General features: G+C 72.1%; 24 protein-coding genes and 1 tRNA gene. 9 read left to right on the top strand and 16 right to left on the bottom strand.

Annotated features, from left to right (window positions below):
* The first annotated feature begins 120 nt into the window (after positions 1–120).
* Positions 121–204 (top strand) — tRNA-Leu (locus tag ACZ52R_RS18285).
* 79 nt (positions 205–283) lie between these two features.
* Here ACZ52R_RS18285 and rdgB read toward each other — a convergent pair.
* From rdgB to ACZ52R_RS18305, 4 genes are all read right to left on the bottom strand, one after another.
* A complete protein-coding gene (gene rdgB, locus ACZ52R_RS18290; RefSeq protein WP_465753730.1) occupies positions 284–889 on the bottom strand; it encodes an RdgB/HAM1 family non-canonical purine NTP pyrophosphatase in 606 nt (201 codons plus the stop codon).
* Positions 890–920: 31 nt separating this feature from the next.
* Positions 921–1310 carry a hypothetical protein gene (locus ACZ52R_RS18295; RefSeq protein WP_360496914.1) on the bottom strand — a complete coding sequence of 130 codons (390 nt, stop codon included), beginning with the start codon at positions 1308–1310 and terminating at the stop codon, positions 921–923.
* A 170-nt stretch (positions 1311–1480) separates the two neighbouring features.
* The gene (gene rph, locus ACZ52R_RS18300) at positions 1481–2206 is read right to left on the bottom strand and encodes a ribonuclease PH (RefSeq protein WP_360496911.1); all 726 of its coding nucleotides are present in this window, start codon (positions 2204–2206) and stop codon (positions 1481–1483) included.
* A gap of 197 nt (positions 2207–2403) precedes the next feature.
* Complete coding sequence (locus ACZ52R_RS18305) at positions 2404–2637, bottom strand: PTS sugar transporter subunit IIB (protein ID WP_030284095.1); 234 nt, start codon at positions 2635–2637, stop codon at positions 2404–2406.
* A 402-nt stretch (positions 2638–3039) separates the two neighbouring features.
* On the opposite strand from ACZ52R_RS18305, the gene ACZ52R_RS18310 reads away from it, so the two are divergent.
* Positions 3040–4341, top strand: coding sequence for a PTS transporter subunit EIIC (locus tag ACZ52R_RS18310; RefSeq protein ID WP_465620408.1), 1302 nt, complete (start codon positions 3040–3042; stop codon positions 4339–4341).
* Positions 4342–4822: 481 nt separating this feature from the next.
* Entirely contained in the window at positions 4823–6094 is a 1272-nt protein-coding gene (locus ACZ52R_RS18315) for a PTS transporter subunit EIIC (RefSeq protein ID WP_360496904.1), read from the top strand.
* A gap of 186 nt (positions 6095–6280) precedes the next feature.
* Here the strand turns inward: ACZ52R_RS18315 and ACZ52R_RS18320 are convergent, their stop codons facing one another.
* On the bottom strand, positions 6281–7294 hold the full coding sequence (locus tag ACZ52R_RS18320; RefSeq protein WP_465753731.1) for a helix-turn-helix transcriptional regulator: 1014 nt from the start codon (positions 7292–7294) through the stop codon (positions 6281–6283).
* A 199-nt stretch (positions 7295–7493) separates the two neighbouring features.
* On the opposite strand from ACZ52R_RS18320, the gene ACZ52R_RS18325 reads away from it, so the two are divergent.
* Complete coding sequence (locus ACZ52R_RS18325; RefSeq protein WP_465753732.1) at positions 7494–8408, top strand: branched-chain amino acid transaminase; 915 nt, start codon at positions 7494–7496, stop codon at positions 8406–8408.
* 85 nt (positions 8409–8493) lie between these two features.
* Here ACZ52R_RS18325 and ACZ52R_RS18330 read toward each other — a convergent pair whose 3' ends face one another.
* Both ACZ52R_RS18330 and ACZ52R_RS18335 read right to left on the bottom strand, forming a co-directional pair.
* Complete coding sequence (locus ACZ52R_RS18330; RefSeq protein WP_465753733.1) at positions 8494–9240, bottom strand: MBL fold metallo-hydrolase; 747 nt, start codon at positions 9238–9240, stop codon at positions 8494–8496.
* A 232-nt stretch (positions 9241–9472) separates the two neighbouring features.
* A complete protein-coding gene (locus ACZ52R_RS18335) occupies positions 9473–9664 on the bottom strand; it encodes a MerR family transcriptional regulator (protein WP_360496892.1) in 192 nt (63 codons plus the stop codon).
* 226 nt (positions 9665–9890) lie between these two features.
* On the opposite strand from ACZ52R_RS18335, the gene ACZ52R_RS18340 reads away from it, so the two are divergent.
* Entirely contained in the window at positions 9891–10349 is a 459-nt protein-coding gene (locus ACZ52R_RS18340; protein ID WP_465620399.1) for a type II toxin-antitoxin system PemK/MazF family toxin, read from the top strand.
* A gap of 30 nt (positions 10350–10379) precedes the next feature.
* On the opposite strand, the gene ACZ52R_RS18345 is transcribed toward ACZ52R_RS18340, so the two are convergent.
* From ACZ52R_RS18345 to clpS, 7 genes are all read right to left on the bottom strand, one after another.
* Entirely contained in the window at positions 10380–11348 is a 969-nt protein-coding gene (locus ACZ52R_RS18345; RefSeq protein ID WP_465753734.1) for a PLP-dependent cysteine synthase family protein, read from the bottom strand.
* Between the two features lie 107 nt (positions 11349–11455).
* The gene (locus ACZ52R_RS18350; protein WP_360496886.1) at positions 11456–11734 is read right to left on the bottom strand and encodes a MoaD/ThiS family protein; all 279 of its coding nucleotides are present in this window, start codon (positions 11732–11734) and stop codon (positions 11456–11458) included.
* Between the two features lie 121 nt (positions 11735–11855).
* A complete protein-coding gene (locus ACZ52R_RS18355; protein ID WP_317621128.1) occupies positions 11856–11975 on the bottom strand; it encodes a putative leader peptide in 120 nt (39 codons plus the stop codon).
* A gap of 139 nt (positions 11976–12114) precedes the next feature.
* Positions 12115–12546 carry a M67 family metallopeptidase gene (locus tag ACZ52R_RS18360; RefSeq protein ID WP_360496883.1) on the bottom strand — a complete coding sequence of 144 codons (432 nt, stop codon included), beginning with the start codon at positions 12544–12546 and terminating at the stop codon, positions 12115–12117.
* A 124-nt stretch (positions 12547–12670) separates the two neighbouring features.
* Complete coding sequence (locus ACZ52R_RS18365; RefSeq protein ID WP_465663519.1) at positions 12671–14107, bottom strand: amino acid permease; 1437 nt, start codon at positions 14105–14107, stop codon at positions 12671–12673.
* A gap of 352 nt (positions 14108–14459) precedes the next feature.
* Complete coding sequence (locus ACZ52R_RS18370; protein ID WP_465663520.1) at positions 14460–15032, bottom strand: DUF2017 domain-containing protein; 573 nt, start codon at positions 15030–15032, stop codon at positions 14460–14462.
* A 106-nt stretch (positions 15033–15138) separates the two neighbouring features.
* On the bottom strand, positions 15139–15432 hold the full coding sequence (gene clpS, locus ACZ52R_RS18375; protein ID WP_360253397.1) for an ATP-dependent Clp protease adapter ClpS: 294 nt from the start codon (positions 15430–15432) through the stop codon (positions 15139–15141).
* 217 nt (positions 15433–15649) lie between these two features.
* Between clpS and ACZ52R_RS18380 the strand changes: the two genes are divergently transcribed.
* Together ACZ52R_RS18380 and ACZ52R_RS18385 are read left to right on the top strand one after the other, a co-directional pair.
* Positions 15650–16984, top strand: coding sequence for a nicotinate phosphoribosyltransferase (locus tag ACZ52R_RS18380; RefSeq protein WP_465620390.1), 1335 nt, complete (start codon positions 15650–15652; stop codon positions 16982–16984).
* Between the two features lie 309 nt (positions 16985–17293).
* Positions 17294–17884, top strand: a complete 591-nt coding sequence (locus ACZ52R_RS18385) for an isochorismatase family protein (protein ID WP_465620388.1) — start codon at positions 17294–17296, stop codon at positions 17882–17884.
* A 69-nt stretch (positions 17885–17953) separates the two neighbouring features.
* Here the strand turns inward: ACZ52R_RS18385 and ACZ52R_RS18390 are convergent, their stop codons facing one another.
* Positions 17954–18958 (bottom strand): hypothetical protein, encoded by a 1005-nt coding sequence (locus tag ACZ52R_RS18390; protein WP_465753735.1) that lies wholly within the window; start codon positions 18956–18958, stop codon positions 17954–17956.
* A 256-nt stretch (positions 18959–19214) separates the two neighbouring features.
* Here ACZ52R_RS18390 and ACZ52R_RS18395 point away from each other — a divergent pair, with 256 nt between their 5' ends.
* The gene (locus ACZ52R_RS18395) at positions 19215–19883 is read left to right on the top strand and encodes a hypothetical protein (RefSeq protein WP_465753736.1); all 669 of its coding nucleotides are present in this window, start codon (positions 19215–19217) and stop codon (positions 19881–19883) included.
* Between the two features lie 672 nt (positions 19884–20555).
* The gene (locus ACZ52R_RS18400; protein ID WP_360496864.1) at positions 20556–20996 is read left to right on the top strand and encodes an RNA polymerase sigma factor; all 441 of its coding nucleotides are present in this window, start codon (positions 20556–20558) and stop codon (positions 20994–20996) included.
* A gap of 30 nt (positions 20997–21026) precedes the next feature.
* On the opposite strand, the gene ACZ52R_RS18405 is transcribed toward ACZ52R_RS18400, so the two are convergent.
* On the bottom strand, positions 21027–21632 hold the full coding sequence (locus ACZ52R_RS18405; protein ID WP_465753737.1) for a DinB family protein: 606 nt from the start codon (positions 21630–21632) through the stop codon (positions 21027–21029).
* Between the last annotated feature and the right edge of the window lie 44 nt (positions 21633–21676).

The following is a 21676-nucleotide window of genomic DNA, read 5'->3' on the forward strand; positions in this document are numbered from 1 at the left end:
AAGTGCCCGAACTGCCGCTCCGTCACGGATGCGCGCCGCGAACGGAACAGGAACAGGCGCACGGCGCCGCGCTGAATCTCGCTGTTCCCACCGGAAGTGAAGCCCTAGACTGGAGGCCATGCGGCCTTGGCGGAGCAGGCAGACGCGCCGGACTTAGGATCCGGTGGGGGAAACCCCGTGAGGGTTCGAATCCCTCAGGCCGCACTAGCCTTACACCTAAGGTTCGAAGGCCCTCCCCGAGAAGCATCTCAGGGAGGGCCTTCGGCGTTCCGCGGACGGCGCGTCAGCCGATGAGGTCCTTGACCACCGGCGCGAGGGCGCGGAAGGCCTGGCCGCGGTGACTGATGGCGTTCTTCTCGTCCGCCGTGAGCTCGGCGCAGGTGCGGGTTTCGCCGAGGGGCTGGAGGATCGGGTCGTAGCCGAAGCCGCCGTCGCCGGCCGGGGTGGTGCGGAGGGTGCCGAGGAGGCGGCCTTCGACGACGCGTTCGGTGCCGTCGGGGAGGGCGAGGGCGGCGGCGCAGAAGAAGTGGGCGCCCCGGTGCGGCTCGGCGATGTCGGAGAGTTGGGCGAGCAGCAGGTCGAGGTTGGCGCGGTCGTCGCCGTGCTTGCCGGACCAGCGGGCGGAGAAGATGCCGGGTGCGCCGTTGAGAACGTCCACGCAGAGGCCGGAGTCGTCGGCGACGGCGGGCAGGCCGGTGGCGCGGGCCAGGGCGTGGGCCTTGAGCAGGGCGTTCTCGGCGAAGGTGACGCCGGTTTCGGGGACGTCCGGGATCTCGGGGTAGGCGTCGGCGCCGACGAGTTCGACGTCGAGGCCGGCGCCGGTGAGGATGGCGCGGAGCTCGGCGACCTTGTGCTGGTTGCGGGTGGCGAGGATCAGGCGGGTGGACATATCGCCCACCCTATCCGGCGTCGAGGGGCCGTCAGCCGGTGCAGACCGAGGTGAGGTTGCCGGCCGCGTCGCCGAGCGGCTTGAGGTCGGGGACCTGGTTCTTGTCGGCGGCCCGCTGCACGTTGTCGACCTGCTTCTGCAGGTCGGTGACGGCCTTGGCGACGTCGGTGTTCTTGGAGTTCTTCCCGACCTGGTCGAGGTCGGTCTTGAGCTTCTGCAGCGCCTTCCCGGCGGCGGCCGAGTCGTTGCTGGCGTTGTCGTAGGCCTTGGTGACGTCGGCGATGTCGCCGGTGATCTTCACGGCGGTGTTGCCGCAGTCGATGGCCTTCTGTGCGGCGGAGCAGCTCACCATGCTGAGCGGGAGGATCGCGATCAGTCCGGCCACGGCGAGGGCGGCGGGGCGGGCGATGCTGGACGGCATCCGGTCCTCCTGTGGGGCGCGGGTTCCGTGGTGTGGGACGCGCGCCGGGGGGTGCGCGGTTCCCGCAGCGGGGGTGCTGCGGGAACCGTACGGTCTCCGGGCCCGGCCTGTACAGCAGGCCGGGCGGCGGGGCGTCCGACCTGGATCACGGTTGTGGGGCCCGCGCCGGTTCAGCCTTCGAGGGCCTTGCGCTGGATCTGGTCGAGTTCCGCGCAGCCGAGGCTGCCGAGGTCGAGCAGCTGGTCGAGCAGGGCGCGGTCGAACGGCGCGCCTTCGGCGGTGCCCTGGACCTCGACGAAGCGGCCGTCGGAGGTGCAGACGATGTTCATGTCGGTTTCGGCGCGCACGTCCTCCTCGTACTGGAGGTCGAGCATGGGGACGCCGTCGATGATGCCGACGCTGACGGCGCTGACGCCGCCGGTGATGGGCTGGCCCTTGGCGCGCAGGAGCTTCTTGTCGCGGGCCCAGGCGACGGCGTCGACGAGGGCGACGTAGGCGCCGGTGATGGCGGCGGTGCGGGTGCCGCCGTCGGCCTGGAGGACGTCGCAGTCGAGGACGATGGTGTTCTCGGCGAGGGCGCGGTGGTCGACGACGGCGCGCAGCGAGCGGCCGATGAGCCGGCTGATCTCGTGGGTGCGGCCGCCGATGCGGCCCTTGACGGCTTCGCGGTCGCCGCGGGTGTTGGTGGCGCGCGGGAGCATGGAGTACTCGGCGGTGACCCAGCCTTCGCCGCTGCCCTTGCGCCAGCGGGGGACGCCCTCGGTGACGCTGGCGGTGCACAGCACCTTGGTGTCGCCGTAGGAGATGAGGACGGAGCCTTCGGCGTGCTTGCTCCAGCCCCGTTCGATGGTGATGGGGCGGAGCTGTTCGGGGGTGCGGCCGTCGATGCGTGACATAGGCACTGAGCGTAGTGGCTTCGGGTGGCGGGGCCGTGTCGGTGCGCCGGGGCCCGCTGTCCGGGTGCGCCGCGGCCCGCCGTTCCCTCGGGTGGGGTGGCGGGCCGGGCGGGTGGGCCCGGGTGGCTCGGTGGGTGAGCCTGGGTGGCTCGGTGGGTGAGCCTCGCGGCTCGGTGGGTGGGCCCGGGTGGTTCAGCTCACATCATGTCTTCGATGTCGGCGGCGATCGGGTCGGCGTCGGTGCCGATGACGACCTGGATCGCGGTGCCCATCTTGACGACGCCGTGGGCGCCGGCGGCCTTGAGGGCGGCCTCGTCGACCAGGGCGGCGTCCTTGACCTCGGTGCGCAGGCGGGTGATGCAGCCTTCGACCTCTTCGATGTTGTCGATTCCGCCCAGACCGGCGACGATCTTCTCAGCCTTGCTGGCCATCTGATTTCTCCCTCTGTCTCGGCTCGCCGGCCGCTCTGCCGGGTGCCGTCGTGCGCTGTGCTGTGGGGGTTGTCCCTCGGCCGCGGGGCGGCGAGGTCCGTGCGGCTGACGCGGGTTCAGCTGCGGTCGTGCTGCCGGGCAGCGCGACCAGCATCACCCGCGCAGGTCCGGTTTGCCACGTTAGGACACTTTTGGCCCACTCCGGCGGGCAGGCTCCCGATCGCCGCCCGAGGATGACGATCAGCGGGGCCGGAGTCCCGGAGTGCGACCTGCGTCCGATGGTGGTCTACACCAATATATGTGTACTCCGATGAACGCAGAACCGGCCCCGGGCGTTCCTGAGCCCCGCCCGAGGGTCCCGCAGGGGGCCACTGGCCGGCAACTGCTCCCGGAAGGCGAAGGATGAGTTCGGCAGGCGCCACAGCCCCGCAGACGACGTGGTGGCACTCCTTCTACGGCGGCCTCCAGAAGATGGGCCGTTCGCTGCAGCTGCCGGTGGCCGTGCTCCCGGCGGCGGGCATCCTGAACCGGCTCGGCCAGCCCGACGTGTTCGGCAAGGACGGCCTGGGCTGGGACAACGTCGCCAGGGTCTTCGCCGCCGCCGGCGGCGCACTGCTCGACTCCTCCTTCGGCCTGCCGATGCTGTTCTGCGTCGGCGTCGCGATCGGCATGGCGAAGAAGGCGGACGGCTCGACCGCGCTCGCCGCCGTGGTCGGCTTCCTGGTCTACTTCAGGGTCCTGCACGCCTTCCCGGAGCACTGCAAGGGCGGGACGGTCCCGGTCCCGGACGCCTGGACGGGCCAGTGCGTGGACTACTCGTCGGCGAAGATCGCGGCCGCGACGTACCAGAATCCGGGGGTGCTGGGCGGCATCCTGATCGGCCTGCTGTCGGCCTGGCTCTGGGTCCGGTTCCACCGCACCAAGCTGGTGGACTGGCTCGGCTTCTTCAACGGCCGCCGCCTCGTGCCGATGATCACCGCCCTGGTGGGCCTGGTGATCGCCGTCCTCGCGCTCTGGATCTGGCCGCCGATCGGCCGCGGCCTCAACGACTTCTCGCAGGACCTCGCCGACCTGGGCGCGGGCGGCTCCGGCATCTTCGGCGTGTGCAACCGCGCGCTACTGCTGATCGGCATGCACCAGCTGCTGAACACCTTCGTCTGGTTCCAGTTCGGCGACTTCACCAAGGCCGACGGCGCGATGGTGCACGGCGACATCCCACGCTTCCTGGCGGGCGACCCGACGGCCGGACAGTTCCTGTCCGGCTTCTTCCCCATCATGATGTTCGCGCTGCCCGCCGCCGCGCTCGCGATCGCGCACTCGGCCAAGCTGCACCGCCGCAAGGAGATCTACGGCCTGATGCTCTCGGTCGGCCTGACGTCCTTCGTCACCGGTGTCACCGAGCCGATCGAGTACTCCTTCGCCTACATCGCCCCGGCCCTGTACGCGGTGCACGCCCTGCTGACCGGCGCCTCGATGGCGGTGACGTGGGGGCTCGGGGTGCACGACGGATTCAGCTTCTCGGCCGGCCTGATCGACTACGTGATCAACTGGGGGCTGGCCACCAAGCCGTGGCTGATCATCGTCATCGGCCTCTGCTTCGCCGTCGTGTACTACGCGCTCTTCCGGTTCATCATCGTCAAATTCGACCTGAAAACACCGGGGCGCGAGGACGAGGACGAGGTCGAGGACGTCACCAAAGCCTGAAACAGAGCGCCCCGGGCAGCATCCCGCAATGGCCTCCGGACCCGCCGGTCCGGGGGCCTTCGGCATTTCGGGAAAGGACTTGTTTCCCTGCCCGGCTGACGTTCGAAAGGCAATTCGGCCGCGATACGGCCACCGACGAAGCGCTCCTCGGCGGCGACCGACCACGACGGCGGGAAGCCCCGGTCAGGCGGATCTGCGACACCGCGGTCACTCTCAGCTCCCGCCACCGCGACCCCGGCGGCGGCGGGCTCTTTTTGTTGCGCAAATAGCCAAAATCCCCATCGCACACGTAATCAAGATCGCCGTTCCCCGACTAGGTTTCGATTTCATAGCGCTTCCCCGCGACGGCGCTTTCCGGGTTCCCCGCCTTCTCCACCCGTGCTAGAAACTGGTCTACACCACCCGTGGTGTAGACCAGTTCGCGGTTGGCCCCCTGTGCCCATCCCCCGACCGACCGCCATGCCGTTAGGAACCCACCCCCATGAGTCAGTCTGCGCAGGCACCGGCGCCCGCCACGGCTCCGGCCGCGCCAAGCCCCGCCAAGAAGTTCGGCCAGAACGTCCTCCAGGGCCTGCAGAAGATCGGCCGCAGCCTCCAGCTGCCGGTCGCCGTCCTCCCGGCCGCCGGTATCCTGCTCCGGCTCGGCCAGCCCGACGTCTTCGGCAAGGACGGACTCGGCTGGGGAAAGGTCGCCGAGGTCTTCGCCACCGCCGGTGACGCCGTGTTCAGCAACCTGCCGCTGCTGTTCTGCGTCGGTGTCGCGATCGGCTTCGCCAAGAAGGCGGACGGTTCCACCGCGCTGGCCGCCCTGGTCGGCTACCTGGTCTTCCACAACGTGCTGACCGTCTTCCCGATGGACGGCACCGTCACCGCGGCACTGCCGGCCGGAAAGCCGCAGAACCCGGGCGTCTTCGGCGGCATCGTCGTCGGCCTGCTCAGCGCCGTGATCTGGCAGAAGTACCACCGCAAGAAGCTCGTCGACTGGCTCGGCTTCTTCAACGGCCGCCGCCTCGTGCCGATCATCATGGCCTTCGTCGGCACCCTGCTCGGCGTCGTCATGGGTCTGGCCTGGGGCCCGATCGGCACCGGCCTGACCCACGCCAGCGACTGGCTGACCGGTCTCGGCGCCGCCGGCTCCGGCATCTACGGTGTCGCCAACCGCGCGCTGATCCCGGTCGGCATGCACCAGTTCCTGAACACCTTCTTCCAGCAGCAGGTCGGCAGCTTCACCGACGCCTCCGGCCACACCTGGACCGGCGACATCCCGCGCTTCTTCCACAACGACCCGACCGCCGGCCAGTTCATGTCGGGCTTCTTCCCGATCATGATGTTCGGCCTGCCGGCCGCCGCCCTGGCGATCGCCCACACCGCGCGCCCCGAGCGCCGCAAGGCCGTGCTCGGCATGATGATCTCGGTCGCGCTGACCAGCTTCGTGACCGGTGTCACCGAGCCGATCGAGTTCTCGTTCATGTTCATCGCCCCGGTGCTCTACCTGATCCACGCGCTGCTCACCGGCCTCTCGATGGCCATCACCTGGAGCCTGGGCGTGCACGACGGCTTCGGCTTCTCGGCCGGCCTGATCGACTACGGGCTCAACTGGAACCTGGCCACCAAGCCCTGGCTGATCATCCCGATCGGCCTGGTCTTCGCGGCGCTGTACTACTTCCTGTTCCGCTTCGCGATCACCAAGTTCAACCTCAAGACCCCCGGTCGCGAGGACGACGACGAGATCGAGGACGTCACCAAGGCCTGACGCCCGCGTCCCTCCCGTCCGAAGGGCCCCGCCCCGCCGCCGCTCCCCCGGCGGCGGGGCGGGGCCCTTCGCGCACCCGGACGCCCTGGCGTTCCAGCGCGTGGAAAGGGCGGCGGACGAACCGACGGAAGCCCTGGTCAACTGAGGCGGTGAACGCCTCGTGCCTCACGCCCCCCTGAGCCGGCCCTAGATCCACCCGCGCCGGGCCGCGTGCACGCCGGCCTGGAAGCGGCTCTCCGCGCCCAGGCCGGCAGTCAGTTCGGCGACCAGCCGGCGCACCGTGCGCTCCGACACCTCCAGCTTCCGGGCGATCGCCGCGTCCGTCAGCCCGGCCGCCAGCAGTCGCAGCACGGCGCGTTGACGATCGGTCATCTCGCGTTCCTCCGGTCCGAGCTCCGGCGGCGTCCAGGCCGCCGACCAGAAGTACTCGAACAGCTCCGCCACCAGTTCGACCAGCGCCGGCTCGCGGACCACCACCGCCGCCTCGGCGGCCGGAGCGTCCCCGCCCGGTCCCGAACCGGGCGCCGGCAGGATCGCCAGCCGGGCGTCCACCACGATCAGCCAGAGCGGCAGCGAGTGCGCCGCCCTGATCCTGGCCCCGGCCCCGGTCAGCTCCCGCACGTGCGCCAGCACGGCCGGGCGGCGCAGCGCGGCGGCCGGGTAGATGGTGCGCAGGGCGGCGCCGTGGGCGAGGGCGAGGCGTTCGCGGGCGAGTTTGCCGGCCAGGGCGGGTCCGGAGAGTCCCTGGCCGGGGCGCAGGGAGAGGGCTTCGGTGCGGGCGCCGCGGGCGGCGTCCTCGAGCAGGGCGGCGATCCGGTCGGCGCCGCGGACGAGTTCGAGGCCGGTGCCGGTTCCGCTACCGGTTCCGGTGCGGTGGCGCTGTTGGACGGGCAGGTAGCCGGTGTGCAGCCGGTCGACGGAGTCGCGGGCGTGACGCAGGGCGGCGACGAGGGCGGTGACCTGGGTGTCGGCGTCGAGCAGGAGCTGGCGGACGGCGGTGTCGACCGAGACGGCGGTGCCGGTGGGGGCCGTGTCGGGGGCGGCGGCCGGCTGGAGCAGCCCGAGGGTGTGCAGTTCTGTGGTGGCGGCGGCGAGCCGGGGGGCGTCCCAGTCGAGGCCGAGTGCCTCGGGCGGGTGGCCGGGTTCGGCGAGCAGGCGGGCGTAGAGCCGGGTGGCGTCGGTGCCGGTGGTGCTCTCCATCGGGCGCAGCCTAGTGCGGGTGGGGCGGGGCCGGTCGGGGGTTTCCGCTCCGCGAGACGGCGCGGTCGCCGTCGTCCGCGGCGCGGGCGGCCCCGGCGGAGTCCGCGTTGCGGGACGGGTCTTCCGCTCCCGGTCATGGCCGGTTCCGGTCGGCCCGGGTGGGCTGACCTGCGGTGCGGTGGCGCGCAGGATGTGCGGCATGGCTCTTCCCGAAGCTTCGACGATCTGGTTGGACGGCTCCCTGGTGCCCTGGCGGGAGGCCCGGGTGCACGTCCTCACGCACGGCCTGCACTACGGCACGGGGGTGTTGGAGGGCACCCGGGTGTTCGCCACGGCGGACGGTCCGGCGGTGTTCCGGCTGTCCGAGCACCTGCGCCGGCTGGACCGCAGTGCCCGGATGATCCGGATGGAACTCCCGTACGATCTCGCCGACTTGACGAAGGCGACGGTGGACCTGGTGCGGGCCAACGGCCACCGGGAGTGCTACCTGCGGCACTTCGCGTTCCTCGGGTACGGCTCGATGGGCATCGACATGCGGGCGTCGCCGGTCACCGTGTCGATCGCGAGCTGGGAGTGGCTGGGCCAACTCCCGCCCGCGGACGGCGGGATCACGTTGAAGACGAGCAGCTGGCGGCGGAACGACCCGAACGCGGTGCCGCCCGCGGCGAAGGCCACCGGCCCGTACCTGAACTCGGTGCTCGCCCGTCGGGAGGCCAATGACGCGGGCTACGACGAGGCGCTGCTGCTCGGTCCGGACGGCACGGTGAGCGAGTGCACCGGGGAGAACGTGTTCACCGTGCGGGACGGGGTGCTGCGCACGCCTCCGTCGAGCGCGGGCGCTCTGGAGGGCATCACCCAGGACACGGTGCTGACCCTGGCCCGCGACCTGGGGGTGGAGGTCCGTGTCGAGGGCCTGCTGCGCTCGGATCTCTACGCGGCGGACGAGCTCTTCGTCTGCGGCACGGCGGCGGGCGTCATCCCGGTCCGTGCCCTGGACGACCGTGCGCTCCCCGAGTCTCCCGGCCCGGTCACCGTCCGGTTGCGGGAGGCGTACCAGGCGGCCGTGACGGGCGCCGACCCGCGCTACCGGCACTGGCTGACGCCGGTGCTCTGACCGGGGTCGGCCGCGACACCGTACGGGTCCCGGCAGCGAACGGGCCCCGGCACCGGACGGGCCCCGGCGGGGCGGGGCGGCCCGGTCAGATCTCGTACACCGCGCCGGCGCGGGCGATGTCGACCGGGCCGGCGTAGGCGGCGGCCGCGTCGCGGCGGTTGTGCTCGGCGTCGGTCCACGGGGGGATGTGGGTGAGGACGAGCCGGCGGGCACCGGCGGCGGTGGCGTGCTCGCCGGCTTCGCGGCCGTTGAGGTGGACGGCCTGGTAGGTGTCGCGGCCGTCGATGTACGCGGCCTCGCAGAGGAAGAGGTCGGTGTCGCGCGCGAGTTCGACGAGTTCGGCGCTCTCGCCGGTGTCACCGCTGTAGACGAGCGAGCGGCCGCCGTGTTCGAGGCGGAAGGCGAAGGCGTCGACGGGGTGGTTGACCTGGGCGACGTCGATCCGGAACGGGCCGAGGTCGAAGCTGCCGGGGGTGAGGGTGCGGAACTCGAAGACCTCCTTCATGCCCGGGTTCTCCGGCATGTCGTAGGCGCGGGCGAGCCGCTCGGCGGTGCCGGCCGGGCCGTACACGGGGAGCAGTTCGGGACAGCCCTCGGCGCGGTAGTTGCGGGCCACCCAGTAGGCGCACAGGTCGACGCAGTGGTCGGCGTGCAGGTGGCTGAGCAGGACGGCGTCGACGTCGTAGAGGCCGGTGTACTTCTGCAGGGCGCCGAGGGCTCCGTTGCCGAGGTCGAGGACGACGCGGTAGCCCTCCGCCTCGACCAGGTAACTGGAGCAGGGCGAGTCGGCGGACGGGAAGCTCCCCGAGCACCCCACCACGGTCAGTTTCATCCGAGCCCCTCCACCCCGACACGTCCTGGCTGCTGTTGGAAAACGGCATGGAAAACGGCAGGCCGGGCCGGTGGACCGGCCGGTAGCACTGCGTTGGTGTGTCGAGGGTAAGGGTGGAGCGGCACTTTGCCCCCGTCCCCGTGCCGGGCTGTGGCTGGAATCACCAGAACGCCGGGGACGGGACCGGGGGCGGGAGCGGCGATGGGGGCAGGGGCGGGGGTGTGGGTGGGGATCAGCGGTGCCGGGGGCGGTTGCGGGCCCAGGCGCGGATGGTGTCGGGGTACCAGCGGGGGTGGCCGTTGGCGTCGGTCACGTCCGGGTCGGGCAGCAGACCGTGCCGCCGGTAGTTGCGGACGGTCTCGGGCTGGACGTTGATGTGGCGGGCGATCTCGGCGTAGGACCACGGTTCGGCGCTACGGCTCATGCGCACCGTCCGGTTGTTCGCTCGCTGCGCTCACTCACGAGGCACCTCCGGGGGGGCGGGGGCGGACGTTCGTGACGCAGCCTGTCCGGGCGCGAGCCGGACGTACGGCGCGGAACGGGCACAGTGGCGGTTTCGTGACGAACCGGGAGCAACGCGCGGACAAATACTCAACTGTCACAGCCGACACGGTGGTGGCGTCCGCCCCCGGCCCGGTACGGTTCGCCGCATGAACGGCATGACTGGTACCTGGGTCGTCCTGGCGGTGGCCGGCGTCGCGCTGGTAGCGGCGGTCGTGGCGCTGATGGCACGGCGCACCCGCCCGGCCCCGCGCCCGGCGGGGCCGACCGGCCCGCGTCCGCGCCCGAGCACCAGGGCCCGCCCGGAGCCGCAGGAGATCTGGTGGGCGGAGGTGCCGTTCGAGGACGGCCCCGGGTCGAAGGACCGCCCGTGCCTGGTGCTGCGGGTGAACGCCCGGACCGCCACCGTCGCGAAGATCACCAGCAAGCACCACGCCGAGCGCCCGGGCGTACTGCCGCTGCCGCCCGGTTCGGTGGGCGACCGGCAGGGCCGGGTCAGCTGGCTGGAGACCGACGAGCTGCGCGAGGTGCCACTGTCGGCCTTCCGCCGCCGGGCCGGCACGGTGGACCGGCAGGTGTGGGCCCGGGCGCAGCAGGTGCTGAACTAGGGCCTGCCCCGAGGCGGGCCCGCGAGCGGGCTACGCCCAGAGCTGGCCCTGCAGCGCCTCGACCGCCGCCTCGGTGGACTCGGCGGTGTAGATGCCGGTGGACAGGTACTTCCAGCCGCCGTCGGCGACCACGAAGACGATGTCCGCGCGCTCCCCCGCGGCCGCGGCCTTGCGGCCGACACCGATCGCCGCGTGCAGGATGGCGCCGGTGGAGACGCCCGCGAAGATGCCCTCCTGCTGCAGGAGTTCGCGGGTGCGGCGGACGGCGTCGGCGGAGCCGACCGAGAAGCGGGTGGTGAGCACCTCGGCGTCGTACAGCTCGGGGACGAAGCCCTCGTCGAGGTTGCGCAGCCCGTACACCAGGTCGTCGTAGCGCGGTTCGGCGGCGACGATCTTCACGCCGGGGACCTTCTCGCGCAGGTAGCGGCCGACGCCCATCAGGGTGCCGGTGGTGCCGAGGCCGGCCACGAAGTGGGTGACGGTCGGCAGGTCGGCGAGGATCTCGGGGCCGGTGCCGGTGTAGTGGGCGCCCGCGTTGTCGGGGTTGCCGTACTGGTAGAGCATCACCCAGTCGGGGTGCTCGGCGGCGATCTCCTTGGCGATCCGGACGGCGGTGTTGGAGCCGCCGGCGGCCGGGGAGGGGATGATCTCGGCGCCCCACATGCGGAGCAGTTCGCGCCGTTCCTCGCTGGTGTTCTCGGGCATCACGCAGACCATCCGGTAGCCCTTGAGCTTGGCGGCCATGGCGAGCGAGATGCCGGTGTTGCCGCTGGTGGGCTCGAGGATGGTGCAGCCCGGGGTGAGCCGGCCGCCGGCCTCGGCGCGCTCGATCATGTGCAGCGCCGGACGGTCCTTGATCGAGCCGGTCGGGTTGCGGTCCTCCAGCTTGGCCCAGAGGGTGACCAGGCCCTCGGTGTTGCCGGGGACGGCGGCGGACAGCCGCGGCAGGCGGACCAGCGGGGTGTTGCCGACGGCTTCGAGCGGACTGTCGTAACGCAAGGGAGGCCTCCGGCCACGGCGGTGAGGGTCACACGGCGGTGAGGGTCACGAGGGGTGGTTCCCCCGCCGGTGGCGGGGGAACCGGGAGGTCGGCGGGGTAACCGGGATCAGCGGGCGCCGCCGGCCACGGCGGGCAGGATGGTGACGCTGTCGCCGTCGGCGAGGGCGGTGGAGATGCCCTCCAGGAAGCGGACGTCCTCGTCGTTCAGGTAGACGTTGACGAAGCGGCGCAGCTCGCCGCCGTCCAGCAGGCGGGCGGCGATGCCCGGGTGGCGGGCGTCGAGGTCGGTGAAGAGTTCCCCGAGGTTGCTGCCGTTGCCCTCGACGGCCTTGGCGCCGTCGGTGTAGGTGCGGAGGATGGTCGGGATGCGGACCTCGATGGCCATGGGTGCGCTCCTGTGCGAGTCGTGGAGTGGGTGGGCCGCAGCGGGCGCGGCAGGGCGGACGGGTGCCCGGGGCTCGGCGCCGCCGCGGGAGCGGCGGGCCCGGGTGGGGGTGCGGCGGCTCTCAGCGCGAGCGCGCGGGCGTGCCTGGACAGATCGCGCCGGCGTGCCGGCACAGGTCGATGTGCAGGCGCGCCACGAGGCGGGTGCCCGGGGCCTGGTTGCTCACATCGACGGAACGCATGGGCTCATCGTATAGATTCCCGGGCCCGCTTAGACATGCCCGTCTCGGGATCCGGATGTTCCCGTTCCCAGTGCTGAGACGACAGGGGCCCGCCGACCGTTCGCGAGGGGTCGGCGGGCCGCGTCCGGGTGGGTGCCGGTCAGGCCTGGTAGGCCTCGACGACCTGGACGTCTTCCTCTGTGATCTCGCCGTCCACGATGCGGAACGAGCGGAACTGGTAGGGGTCGCCCTCGCCGTTGCCGTCGGCGGTGGAGACCAGGACGTAGTGGGCGAACGGCTCGGAGGCGTAGCTCACGTCGGTGCGCGAGGGGTAGGCCTCGGTGGCGGTGTGCGAGTGGTAGACGATCACCGGCTCCTCGTCGCGGTCGTCCATCTCGCGGTAGAGCTTGAACAGGTCGCCCGAGTCGAACTCGTAGAAGGTGGGCGAGCGGGCGGCGTTGAGCATCGGGATGAACCGCTCGGGCCGTCCGCTGCCGGCCGGCCCGGCGACCACGCCACAGGCCTCGTCCGGGTGGTCGGCGCGGGCGTGGGCCACGATCCGGTCGCGGAGTTCTCGGGTGATGGTCAGCATGCGGTCAGGATAGCCACGCCCCGGCGGCTGTCCGCCGGGGCGTCCGAGGCCCGGGCACCGGGCGTCCGAGGCGCGGTCAACGGGTGTCCGCGGGGCGGTTCCGGTGCCCGTACGAGGGGCGGGTTCAGCCGGCCTGCGGGTTGTCGACGGCCTGCGGATTGTCGACGGCCTGCGGGTTGCGGCGCTGGAGGAAGCGGTAGCCGATCACCAACAGCAGCGCCCAGCCCGGGAAGACGTAGAGCGAGATCCGGTTGTCCTCGTCCAGGCCGATCAGCACCACGACCAGGGCGAGGAAGGCGAGCGCGGCCCAGCTGACCCAGGCGCCGCCGGGCGCCTTGAAGGAGGGTGCGGGCAGGTGGCCGGCCTTCCAGGCCTTCCGGTAGCGGATCTGGGAGATCAGGATCATCGCCCAGGTCCACAGGCCGCAGACCGTGGCGACCGAGGTGATGTACTCGAACGCCCGTGCCGGGACGAGGTAGTTGAGCACCACGCCGATGCCCATCAGCAGGCTGGAGACGGTGATCGCGAAGGCCGGGGTGCGGCGGGAGTTGAGCTTGGTGAGCTGCCCGGGGGCCTGTCCGCGCAGGGCGAGGTCGCGCAGCATGCGGCCGGTGGAGTACATCCCGGAGTTGCAGGAGGAGAGCGCGGCGGTGAGCACCACGAAGTTGATGATGCCGGCCGCCGCCGGGATGCCGATCTTGCCGAAGGCGGCGACGAACGGGCTGACGCCGGGCTGGAATTCGGTCCACGGCACGAGCGAGAGGATGACGACCAGGGCGCCGATGTAGAACAGCGCGATGCGCCAGGGCAGGGTGTTGATGGCGCGCGGGAGGGTCTTCTCGGGGTTCTCGCTCTCGCCCGCGGTGACGCCGACGAGTTCGACGCCCAGGTAGGCGAACATGACGATCTGAAGGGTCATCACGGTGGAGCCGATGCCCTTGGGGAAGAAGCCGCCGTCCTGCCACAGGTGGGTGATCGACGCGGTGTCACCGGCCTTGCTGAAGCCGAGGGTGAGCACCCCGACGCCGATCAGGATCATGCCGATGATGGCGGTGACCTTGACCATGGAGAACCAGAACTCGATCTCGCCGAACAGCTTCACCGAGATCAGGTTGGCCGCGTAGAGGACGACCAGGAAGGTCAGCGCGCTGGTCCACTGGGGTATGCCGGGTGCCCAGAACTTCACGTACACGGCGGCGGCGGTGGTCTCGGCCATGCCGGTGACGACCCAGAACAGCCAGTACGTCCAGCCGGTCACGTAGCCGGCGAAGGGGCCGAGGAACTCCCGCGCGTACTCGGCGAAGCTGCCGGAGACCGGACGGTAGGTGAGGAGTTCACCGAGGGCGCGCATGATCACGAAGATCACCAGGCCGGCGATGGCGTAGGAGAGGATCAGGCTCGGGCCGGACTTGGAGATCGCGGTGCCGGCGCCGAGGAAGAGGCCGGTGCCGATCGCTCCGCCGATCGCGATCATCTGGATCTGGCGGCTGCCGAGTCCCCGCTCGTAGCCCTCCTCGTCCGGCTTGGTCTCGACCACATGGTCGGACAACTTCTCGGCCATGATGCACCGTCCTGGTCGTCTCGGGGGTGGAGAAGTCGTACCACGCGACGTCCGGACAGCGGTGCCCATCTGAGCGATATTTGAGCATGACCTGTCAGGGTTTGTCCTATTTTGCATGGAAAGGACCCAGCGAATCGTCCACATGCTGGACGAAACCGCCTGGGCTTGCCCGAAACCGGGCAGGCTTGCCCCGGAAGCGCGAACGGGAGCGGACCGAGCCGCTCCACGTTCACGCAGGAATTGCCTTGAGTTCAGGCCCTGTTCACTTGTCCGGGACTCTGCTCACCCGACCGGGCCCTGCCCACTCGGCCCTACCCCACGCGGCCCGGCCCGTTCGCCCGGCCGACGCCGCTCAGTCGGCCATCGCCTCCAGCAGCGACTCCTGCAGCGCCCCCAGCCACAGGTACGCCATCACCAGCGGCTTGCGCTCGTCGCCGTCCGGCAGCGCGTAGAGGCCCTCCTCCTCGCCCTCGGTGACCTCCAGCCGGACGCCGAGGGCCAGCCGCAGGTCGTTCAGCGCACCCAGCCAGCGCGGGCAGTCGGGGGTGCCCAGCTTGAGCACCCCGTCGCCGCCGAGGCCGTCCAGCGCCCGGATGACGAACAGCGCGTCGTCCCGCTTGCGGGCCCGCAGGTCCAGCTCGGTGAAGCGGCGGAACTCCCCGGACGCGGCCGTGGCCTCGTCGTCGTCCGGCTTCTCCGGGTCCCCGTAGGCGTCCGGGAAGAACCGGGCCAGCACCGGGTCGGCGGGCGCCTCGGTCGGCCCCTCGGCGAACAGCGCGGCCAGCGGGTCACCGCCCTCCCCGCCCGGGCCGGGGCCGATCAGCTCCAGCAACTGCACTTCCAGCGAGCGGAGGATGGAGGCCTCCCACTCGTCCAGCGCGATCGTCGCGCCGCCACCGCCGGTGCTCTCGAACAACCCAGCCATCTGTATCGGTCAGCCCGTCTTCGTCGTCTTCGGTCATCCGGCCGGCGGTCCGGCTCCAGTCGCGCCGCAGCGCCGGTCGTGCCGCAGCGCCGGTGATGCTGCGGCGTCAGTCGTGCTGCAGCGTCGCCCAGAGGCCGTAGCCGTGCATCGCCTGGACGTCGCGCTCCATCTCCTCGCGGGAACCGCTGGAGACCACCGCCCGCCCCTTGGTGTGGACGTCCATCATCAGCTTCCGGGCCTTGTCCTTCGGATAGCCGAAGTAGGCCTGGAAGACGTACTGGACGTAGCTCATCAGGTTGACCGCGTCGTTGTGCACGATGGTCACCCAGGGCGTGTCCGGCTCTGCCACCGGCAGCCCTTCGACCTCAGGGCGCTCGATCTCCGCGGGCGCGACACTCACGCCGGGTCCTCCTCGCTGCACACTCGTCCGTTACTCCTCAAGCCCCATGCTGCCATCCGGGGGACACCCGGGCGATTCCGACCCGGCCCACCGGCCCGAGCCGAAGGGCGCGTCGGGGCCGACCCTCGGCACCGGATCCCGGGCGCCCGGGGGGCCCGCCGACGAATCACTCCGAGAAATCGTCACTCTGACGCTAAGTGGTAGTAGCATCATCCGCATGGACGCCACTTCAGTGCGCGCGGCCGGCTCGACCGCGCTACTCACCGACCGCTACGAGCTCACCATGCTGCAGGCCGCCCTGCGCAGCGGGGCCGCGCACCGCCACTCCGTCTTCGAGGTGTTCACCCGTCGCCTGCCCGGCGGCCGCCGCTACGGCGTCATGGCCGGCACCGGCCGGGTGCTCGACGCCGTCGAGAACTTCCGCTTCTCCACCGCCCAGCTCGACTGGCTGGCCGGCCAGGGCGTGGTCGACGAGGACACCCTGCGCTTCCTCGCCGACTACCGCTTCCGCGGGGACATCCAGGGCTACCCCGAGGGCGAGGTCTACTTCCCCGGCTCGCCGCTGCTCACCGTCGAGGGCAGCTTCGCCGAAGCGGTGATCCTGGAGACGGTGATCCTGTCGATCCTCAACCACGACTCGGCGATCGCGGCCGCCGCCTCCCGGATGACCGCCGCCGCCGGCGGCCGCCCGGTGATCGAGATGGGCGCCCGCCGGGCCCACGAGCAGGCCGCCGTCGCCGCCGCCCGGGCCGCGTACGTGGCCGGGTTCGCCGCCACCTCCGACCTGGAGGCCGGCTTCACCCACGGCATCCCGACCACCGGCACCGCCGCGCACGCCTTCACCCTGGTGCACGACAGCGAGCGGGACGCCTTCCGCGCCCAGATCGCCTCGATGGGCAAGGGCACCACGCTGCTGGTCGACACCTTCGACCTGCGCGAGGCCGTGCGCACTGCGGTCGAGGTGGCCGGCCCCGAGCTGGGCGCCGTCCGGATCGACTCCGGCGACCTCACCCTGCTGGCCCACCGGGTCCGCCGCCAGCTGGACGAACTGGGCGCCGAGAAGACCCGGATCATCGTCACCTCGGACCTGGACGAGTACGCGATCGCCGCCCTGGCCGCCGCCCCGGTGGACGGCTACGGCGTCGGCACCAGTCTGGTCACCGGCAGCGGGCACCCGACCTGCGCCATGGTCTACAAGCTGGTCGCCCGGGCCGGGACCGACGGCGGGCCGCTGGTGCCGGTGGCCAAGCGCGCGGCGGGCGGCAAGACCAGCATCGGCGGCCGCAAGTGGGCCGCCCGCCGGCCCGACGCCGACGGTGTGGCCGAGGCCGAGGTGGTCGGCACCGGGCCCGTCCCGGACGAGCTGCGGCCGCACCTCGTGCAGGTGCCGCTGGTCCGGGCCGGCGAGACGGTCGGCCGGGAGCCGCTGAGCGCCGCCCGCGAACGGCACATCCGCGCCCGGGCCGCGCTGCCCCTGTCGGCCACCCAGCTCTCCAAGGGCGACCCGGTGCTGCCGACCGAGCTGGTCCTGCCGACCGACCCGACCCACTGACCCGTACGACCCACCGAACCGTACGACCCACTGACCCGACCCGACCCACTGACCCGTACGACCCACCGGCCGACGCGGTCCGCCGACCCGGCCCGTCGTCAGTCGGTCGCCACGCGGAGGCCCCGGGTCCGGCCACCGGGCCGGCCCCGGGACTTCCGCCCCCGCGCGGCACTCCCTAGAGTCAGCCGTAGAGTTCCCCGGAGCTCCCCGAGAACCCCCGAGCCCCGCACCGCCGGGCCGAGTACTCCCGAGGGCTCCCCCACCGGGGCGCCGCCTCCCGCGGGCCCCCGACATCCGAGGATGCGAGCCATGCACCGGGCACTGATCGTCGTCGACGTTCAGAACGACTTCTGCGAGGGCGGCAGCCTGGCCGTCACCGGCGGCGCCGAGGTGGCCGCCGCCATCACCGACCTGATCGCCGAATCCTCCCCCGGCTACCAGCACATCCTCGCCACCCGCGACCACCACATCGACCCGGGTGCGCACTTCTCCACCGAGCCGGACTACGTCGACAGCTGGCCGCCGCACTGCGTGGCCGGCACCGAGGGCGTGGGCTTCCACCCGAACTTCGCGCCCGCCGTGATCTCCGGCGCGGTCGAGGCGGTCTTCGAGAAGGGCGCCCACTCGGCGGCGTACAGCGGCTTCGAGGGGCTGGACGAGAACAACCGCGGTCCGGTGGAGTGGCTGCGCGAGCGGCAGGTCGACGAGGTCGACGTGGTGGGCATCGCCACCGACCACTGCGTCCGGGCGACCGCGCTGGACGCCGCCCGGGCGGGCTTCGCCACCCGCGTCCTGCTGGACCTCACCGCCGGGGTGGCCGCGGAGACCACCGCCGCCGCGCTGGAGGAGCTGCGGGCGGCCGGGGTCGAGCTGGTCGGCACACCGGTGGTCCGTTCCTAGCGCCCCCGCCTGACGCCCCGTGATGCCCCGTGATGCCGCGCCGACGGCACCGGGAGGACACCGGGAGGTTCAGACCACCAGAAGCTCCACCACGTCCGTGCCGCCGACCCGATGGGCCTCGCGCAGCTCGCCGCCGACCGCGTCCGGGTCGGCGGCCAGCCGGGCCCCGGAGACGTACACCACGCGGATGCCCAGGTACTCCATCCGGTGCTGGCCGCCGCGCACCCAGGCCGCCTCGCCCTCGCTGACGCAGCGCAGGTCCGAGTCCACCTCCACCGCGACGCCGCGCTCCGGCCAGTAGAGGTCCGGGACGGCGATGTACGTGCCGCGGCGCATCCGCAGCTCGGGGGCGTTCAGCGGGACCGGCAGCAGCCACTCGTCCACCAGGTGACCGACCCGCTCCAGCACCGAGTCCCGCTCGGCGGCGAGGAGTTCGTCCAGCGCGGCACGCACCCGGGGCTCGTCGGTCAGCCCGGACTCGATCAGCTCGGCGGCCAACTCGCGTACCGTGCAGCCGTTCTCGCCACGGGAGACGGCTTCCCGCAGCACCGCGCGCACCGGCGCCGGAGCCCCCGGGTCCGCCGTCCACTCGCCGAGCGCGTCCGCGACCGCCCGGGCCACCGGCGCACAGGCCAGGCCGTGCACCGAGCGGGCCACCAACTCCCGTTCGGTGCGCCGGATCCGCACCTCGCCGACGTCCTTCAGCCGACGCTGGCGGGGCACCAGGACGTCCACCCCGGTCACCGCGGGCAGTCGGGGCACGGCCGCGAAGCCGTACAGCGCCAGCGCGGCCGCCCCGGTGATCACCGCGCCCTCGCGGCGGCCCTCCTCGCGACCGTTCTGCGCCGCGTACAGCAGCGCGGCCCAGATCCGCTGCTCCGGGGTGGGCTCGTCGGACTGCAGCAGGTAGACCCTGGGCAGCAGCCGCCGCCAGGGGCCGCCCCGGCGGCAGTGCTCGGTGACGACACGAGCCGGCACGCCCCGGGCGCGCAGCTGACTCGCGGTGACGACGTTCTGCTGACGCTTCGCCAGCTCCTCCAGCGACAGCGGAGGCGAGGGAATCCGGTAGCTCATGCCGACACCATCCCCAACCGCCGCGACCCGCGACCGGGAGCCTGACGCACTGTTACGCAACCGTCGCGAAACCGGGACCAGCCCGCACTAAAGTCCTCATACCCTCACTCATTTGGAGTAATTGACGCCCATACAGTTGTCATATCTGATTGAAAACGATCGCCGACCTGGTCGCCTGACCCAGAGTGACCAAGGGCATACGGCGAGGGACCCTCCGGGCGTCAATCCCACCCCAAGGATTGCCTAGGCTTACGTCATGTCACGTGACGAGACCGCCGGCCTCCGCGCGGCCCAGCTCCGCCTCGGCCGCCTGCCCGGATACGTCCGCCGCCCGGACCCCGCCCGCCGGAGCGGCGAAAAGGGCCATACGTACAAGAAGGGCTGGGAGGTCCGCTTCACCGCCCGCAGTGAAGCCGAGATAGCAGAGATCCGCGACCTGGTCGTCGCCGCCGGATTCGCCCCGGCCAGACCGTTCTTCAAAGGCCACCAGCTCATCCAGCCGGTCTACGGCATGGCGGCGGTACAGGCCTACCTGGCCGCCAGACAGGCGGCCGAGGAACACGCCGCCCGGGCCGCGGTCGGCCGACGCCGACGAGCCGCGACGGGACGGCCTCCCGGAGGACACGGCACCACCGGCGGACACGGCACCACCGGCGGACACACTCCGGCGGTGCACGCGGCCGGGGCGCACGGCCCTGGCTCGCACGCCTCCGGGGCGCACGCGACCGGGGCGCACGCCGTCGGTGCGGCACACCGGTGCGAGCGCGAGGAGGCCGCCGCCGGAGCAGCTGCGGCGGCTGCGGCCGCAGCCGCCACGGCCGCGCAGGCCGCCCGGCGACGGGCCGTCGAGTCCTTCCCCGCCCAGCTCGAACGGGACACCGCCCCCGACCGGCTCTCCCCGTCGGAGGCCGGGACGACCTCCTGACGGACAGCCTCCCGACGGACGAGCTCCCGGCGGGCGACCGCACCACTCGTCCGCTTCGGCCGCCCGCTTCGCCCGTCCGCTTCGCCCCGGCCGCCGAAGCCAGCTTCCGGCCGCCGGGGCGTGGTCGATGTGCACGGGGGCGACCGGCAACCGCAGGACCACCCGGATCAGCGACCCCGCCCCCGACCACGGCCCCGGACGCGGCCCCGGATGCGGCCATGCGTGTGGTCGTACGGGCGGTCGTGGTGACGCCCTCGTCCCTGTCCGCACCCCTCGGCGCGTTGATCGCCGCGGTAATCGTGAGCGCGGTTGCGCGGGTGGTTGTGCGGGCGCGGGTTCGCGCCGGGGGCGTGGACGTCAGCCGTCACAAGCCCTACGGTGGCACATCAACTGCCTTGCAGTCATGGCCGTCCTATACCCTCTGACCAGCTGCGACGCGCTCGCACCTACGCCTCCCCCGCCACTGCGCGGCACCGCCCCGCCGGCCCCGCGCCGGTCCGCCGCCCGGCCGCTCCACCACCGCTCCGCACCCGGTCGTCACCGGAACCGGCCGGGCGGCGGCGGGTTCCGGGCATTCCATCGGATTGGTCACCCAGCGCACCGAGGGCCTACCGTAGAGTGAGCACAGATGATCGACCGCCAAAGACCCATCTCCCTTTCCGAGAAGACGAGATGACCAACCGTCACACGACTTCCGCCGAGCCACCCCCGGGGCCCGGCGAGCCGGAGGACGTACCTCTGGAGTTCACCGCATTCTGCGAACTCCACCGCCCCCGGTACCTCAGCTACGCCCGGGTGTGGCTGACCGAGCGCAGCGACGCGGCCACCGCCGTCCAACAGGCCTTCGCCGAAATCGCGGTGCACTGGCGCGAGTTGATGGGCAGCTCCAACCCGACCGCGCACGCCTGGGAGATCCTGCGCGGCACCGTCGCCCAGCACACCCGGCGGGAGTCGCCGGACCCGGACCGCCACCCCGCCGAGGACGACCTGGCGATCCTGCACTACGTCGTCGGCCTCGCCGCCCCCGAGATCGCCGACGTCATCGGCACCGACGCCGCCAGCGTCGCCGGACGACTGCGCCGCACCATGCTGCGCGAGGCCTCCGGCTGGTGACCTCGCGCCCCGCGCGACCCTCGGAGGGTCTCAGACCCGCTCGCCCGTCACGTCGCACAGGTGGTGCACCGGGTCGTGGATCAGGTACCGGGAGAACGACTCGACCGTGAACCGCGCCCCGTCGGAGCGGCTCCCGGTCCGCAGCCACTGCTCGCCGGCCACCCGTTCGAAGGCCGCGGCCAGCGTCTCCGCAGCCTCCGCCAGCTCCCCCGCCACCACCCGCGGCAGCTGCTCCCCGTAACGCTCGGCGACGGCCGTCTCGTCCTGGTCCCAGTTCGCGAACAGCGGGTCGTCCCGGTCGAGCATGAGGTTCAACCGGACGTGGAACAGCCGGAAGACGTCCCGGACGTGGCACGCGTACTCCAGGTCCGACCAGACACCCGGCTCCGGCCGACGGCGCAGCCCGTCCTCGTCCCCGGCCAGCACCGCCAGCCAGCCCTCCGCATTGGCCCTGATCATCCCGGCGACATCCGCGGGCACCACCTTCGGCGTGTCCAACCCACAGTCGGAGCACGGGCGTTCGAGCACCCAGGTCCAGTCCTTGGTGTCGGGGACGATCTCCCCGGCGGCGGCGCCGGAGGCGTTCGTGGCGTCCGTGGCGTTCGCGGTGTCCGGGGCGTTCTCAGAAGTGCTCATGGGCCCAGCATGGCCGCCACCGCAAGCACCCCACCAGCGGCAGG

It is taken from the genome of Kitasatospora sp. NPDC034023 (assembly GCF_055575795.1).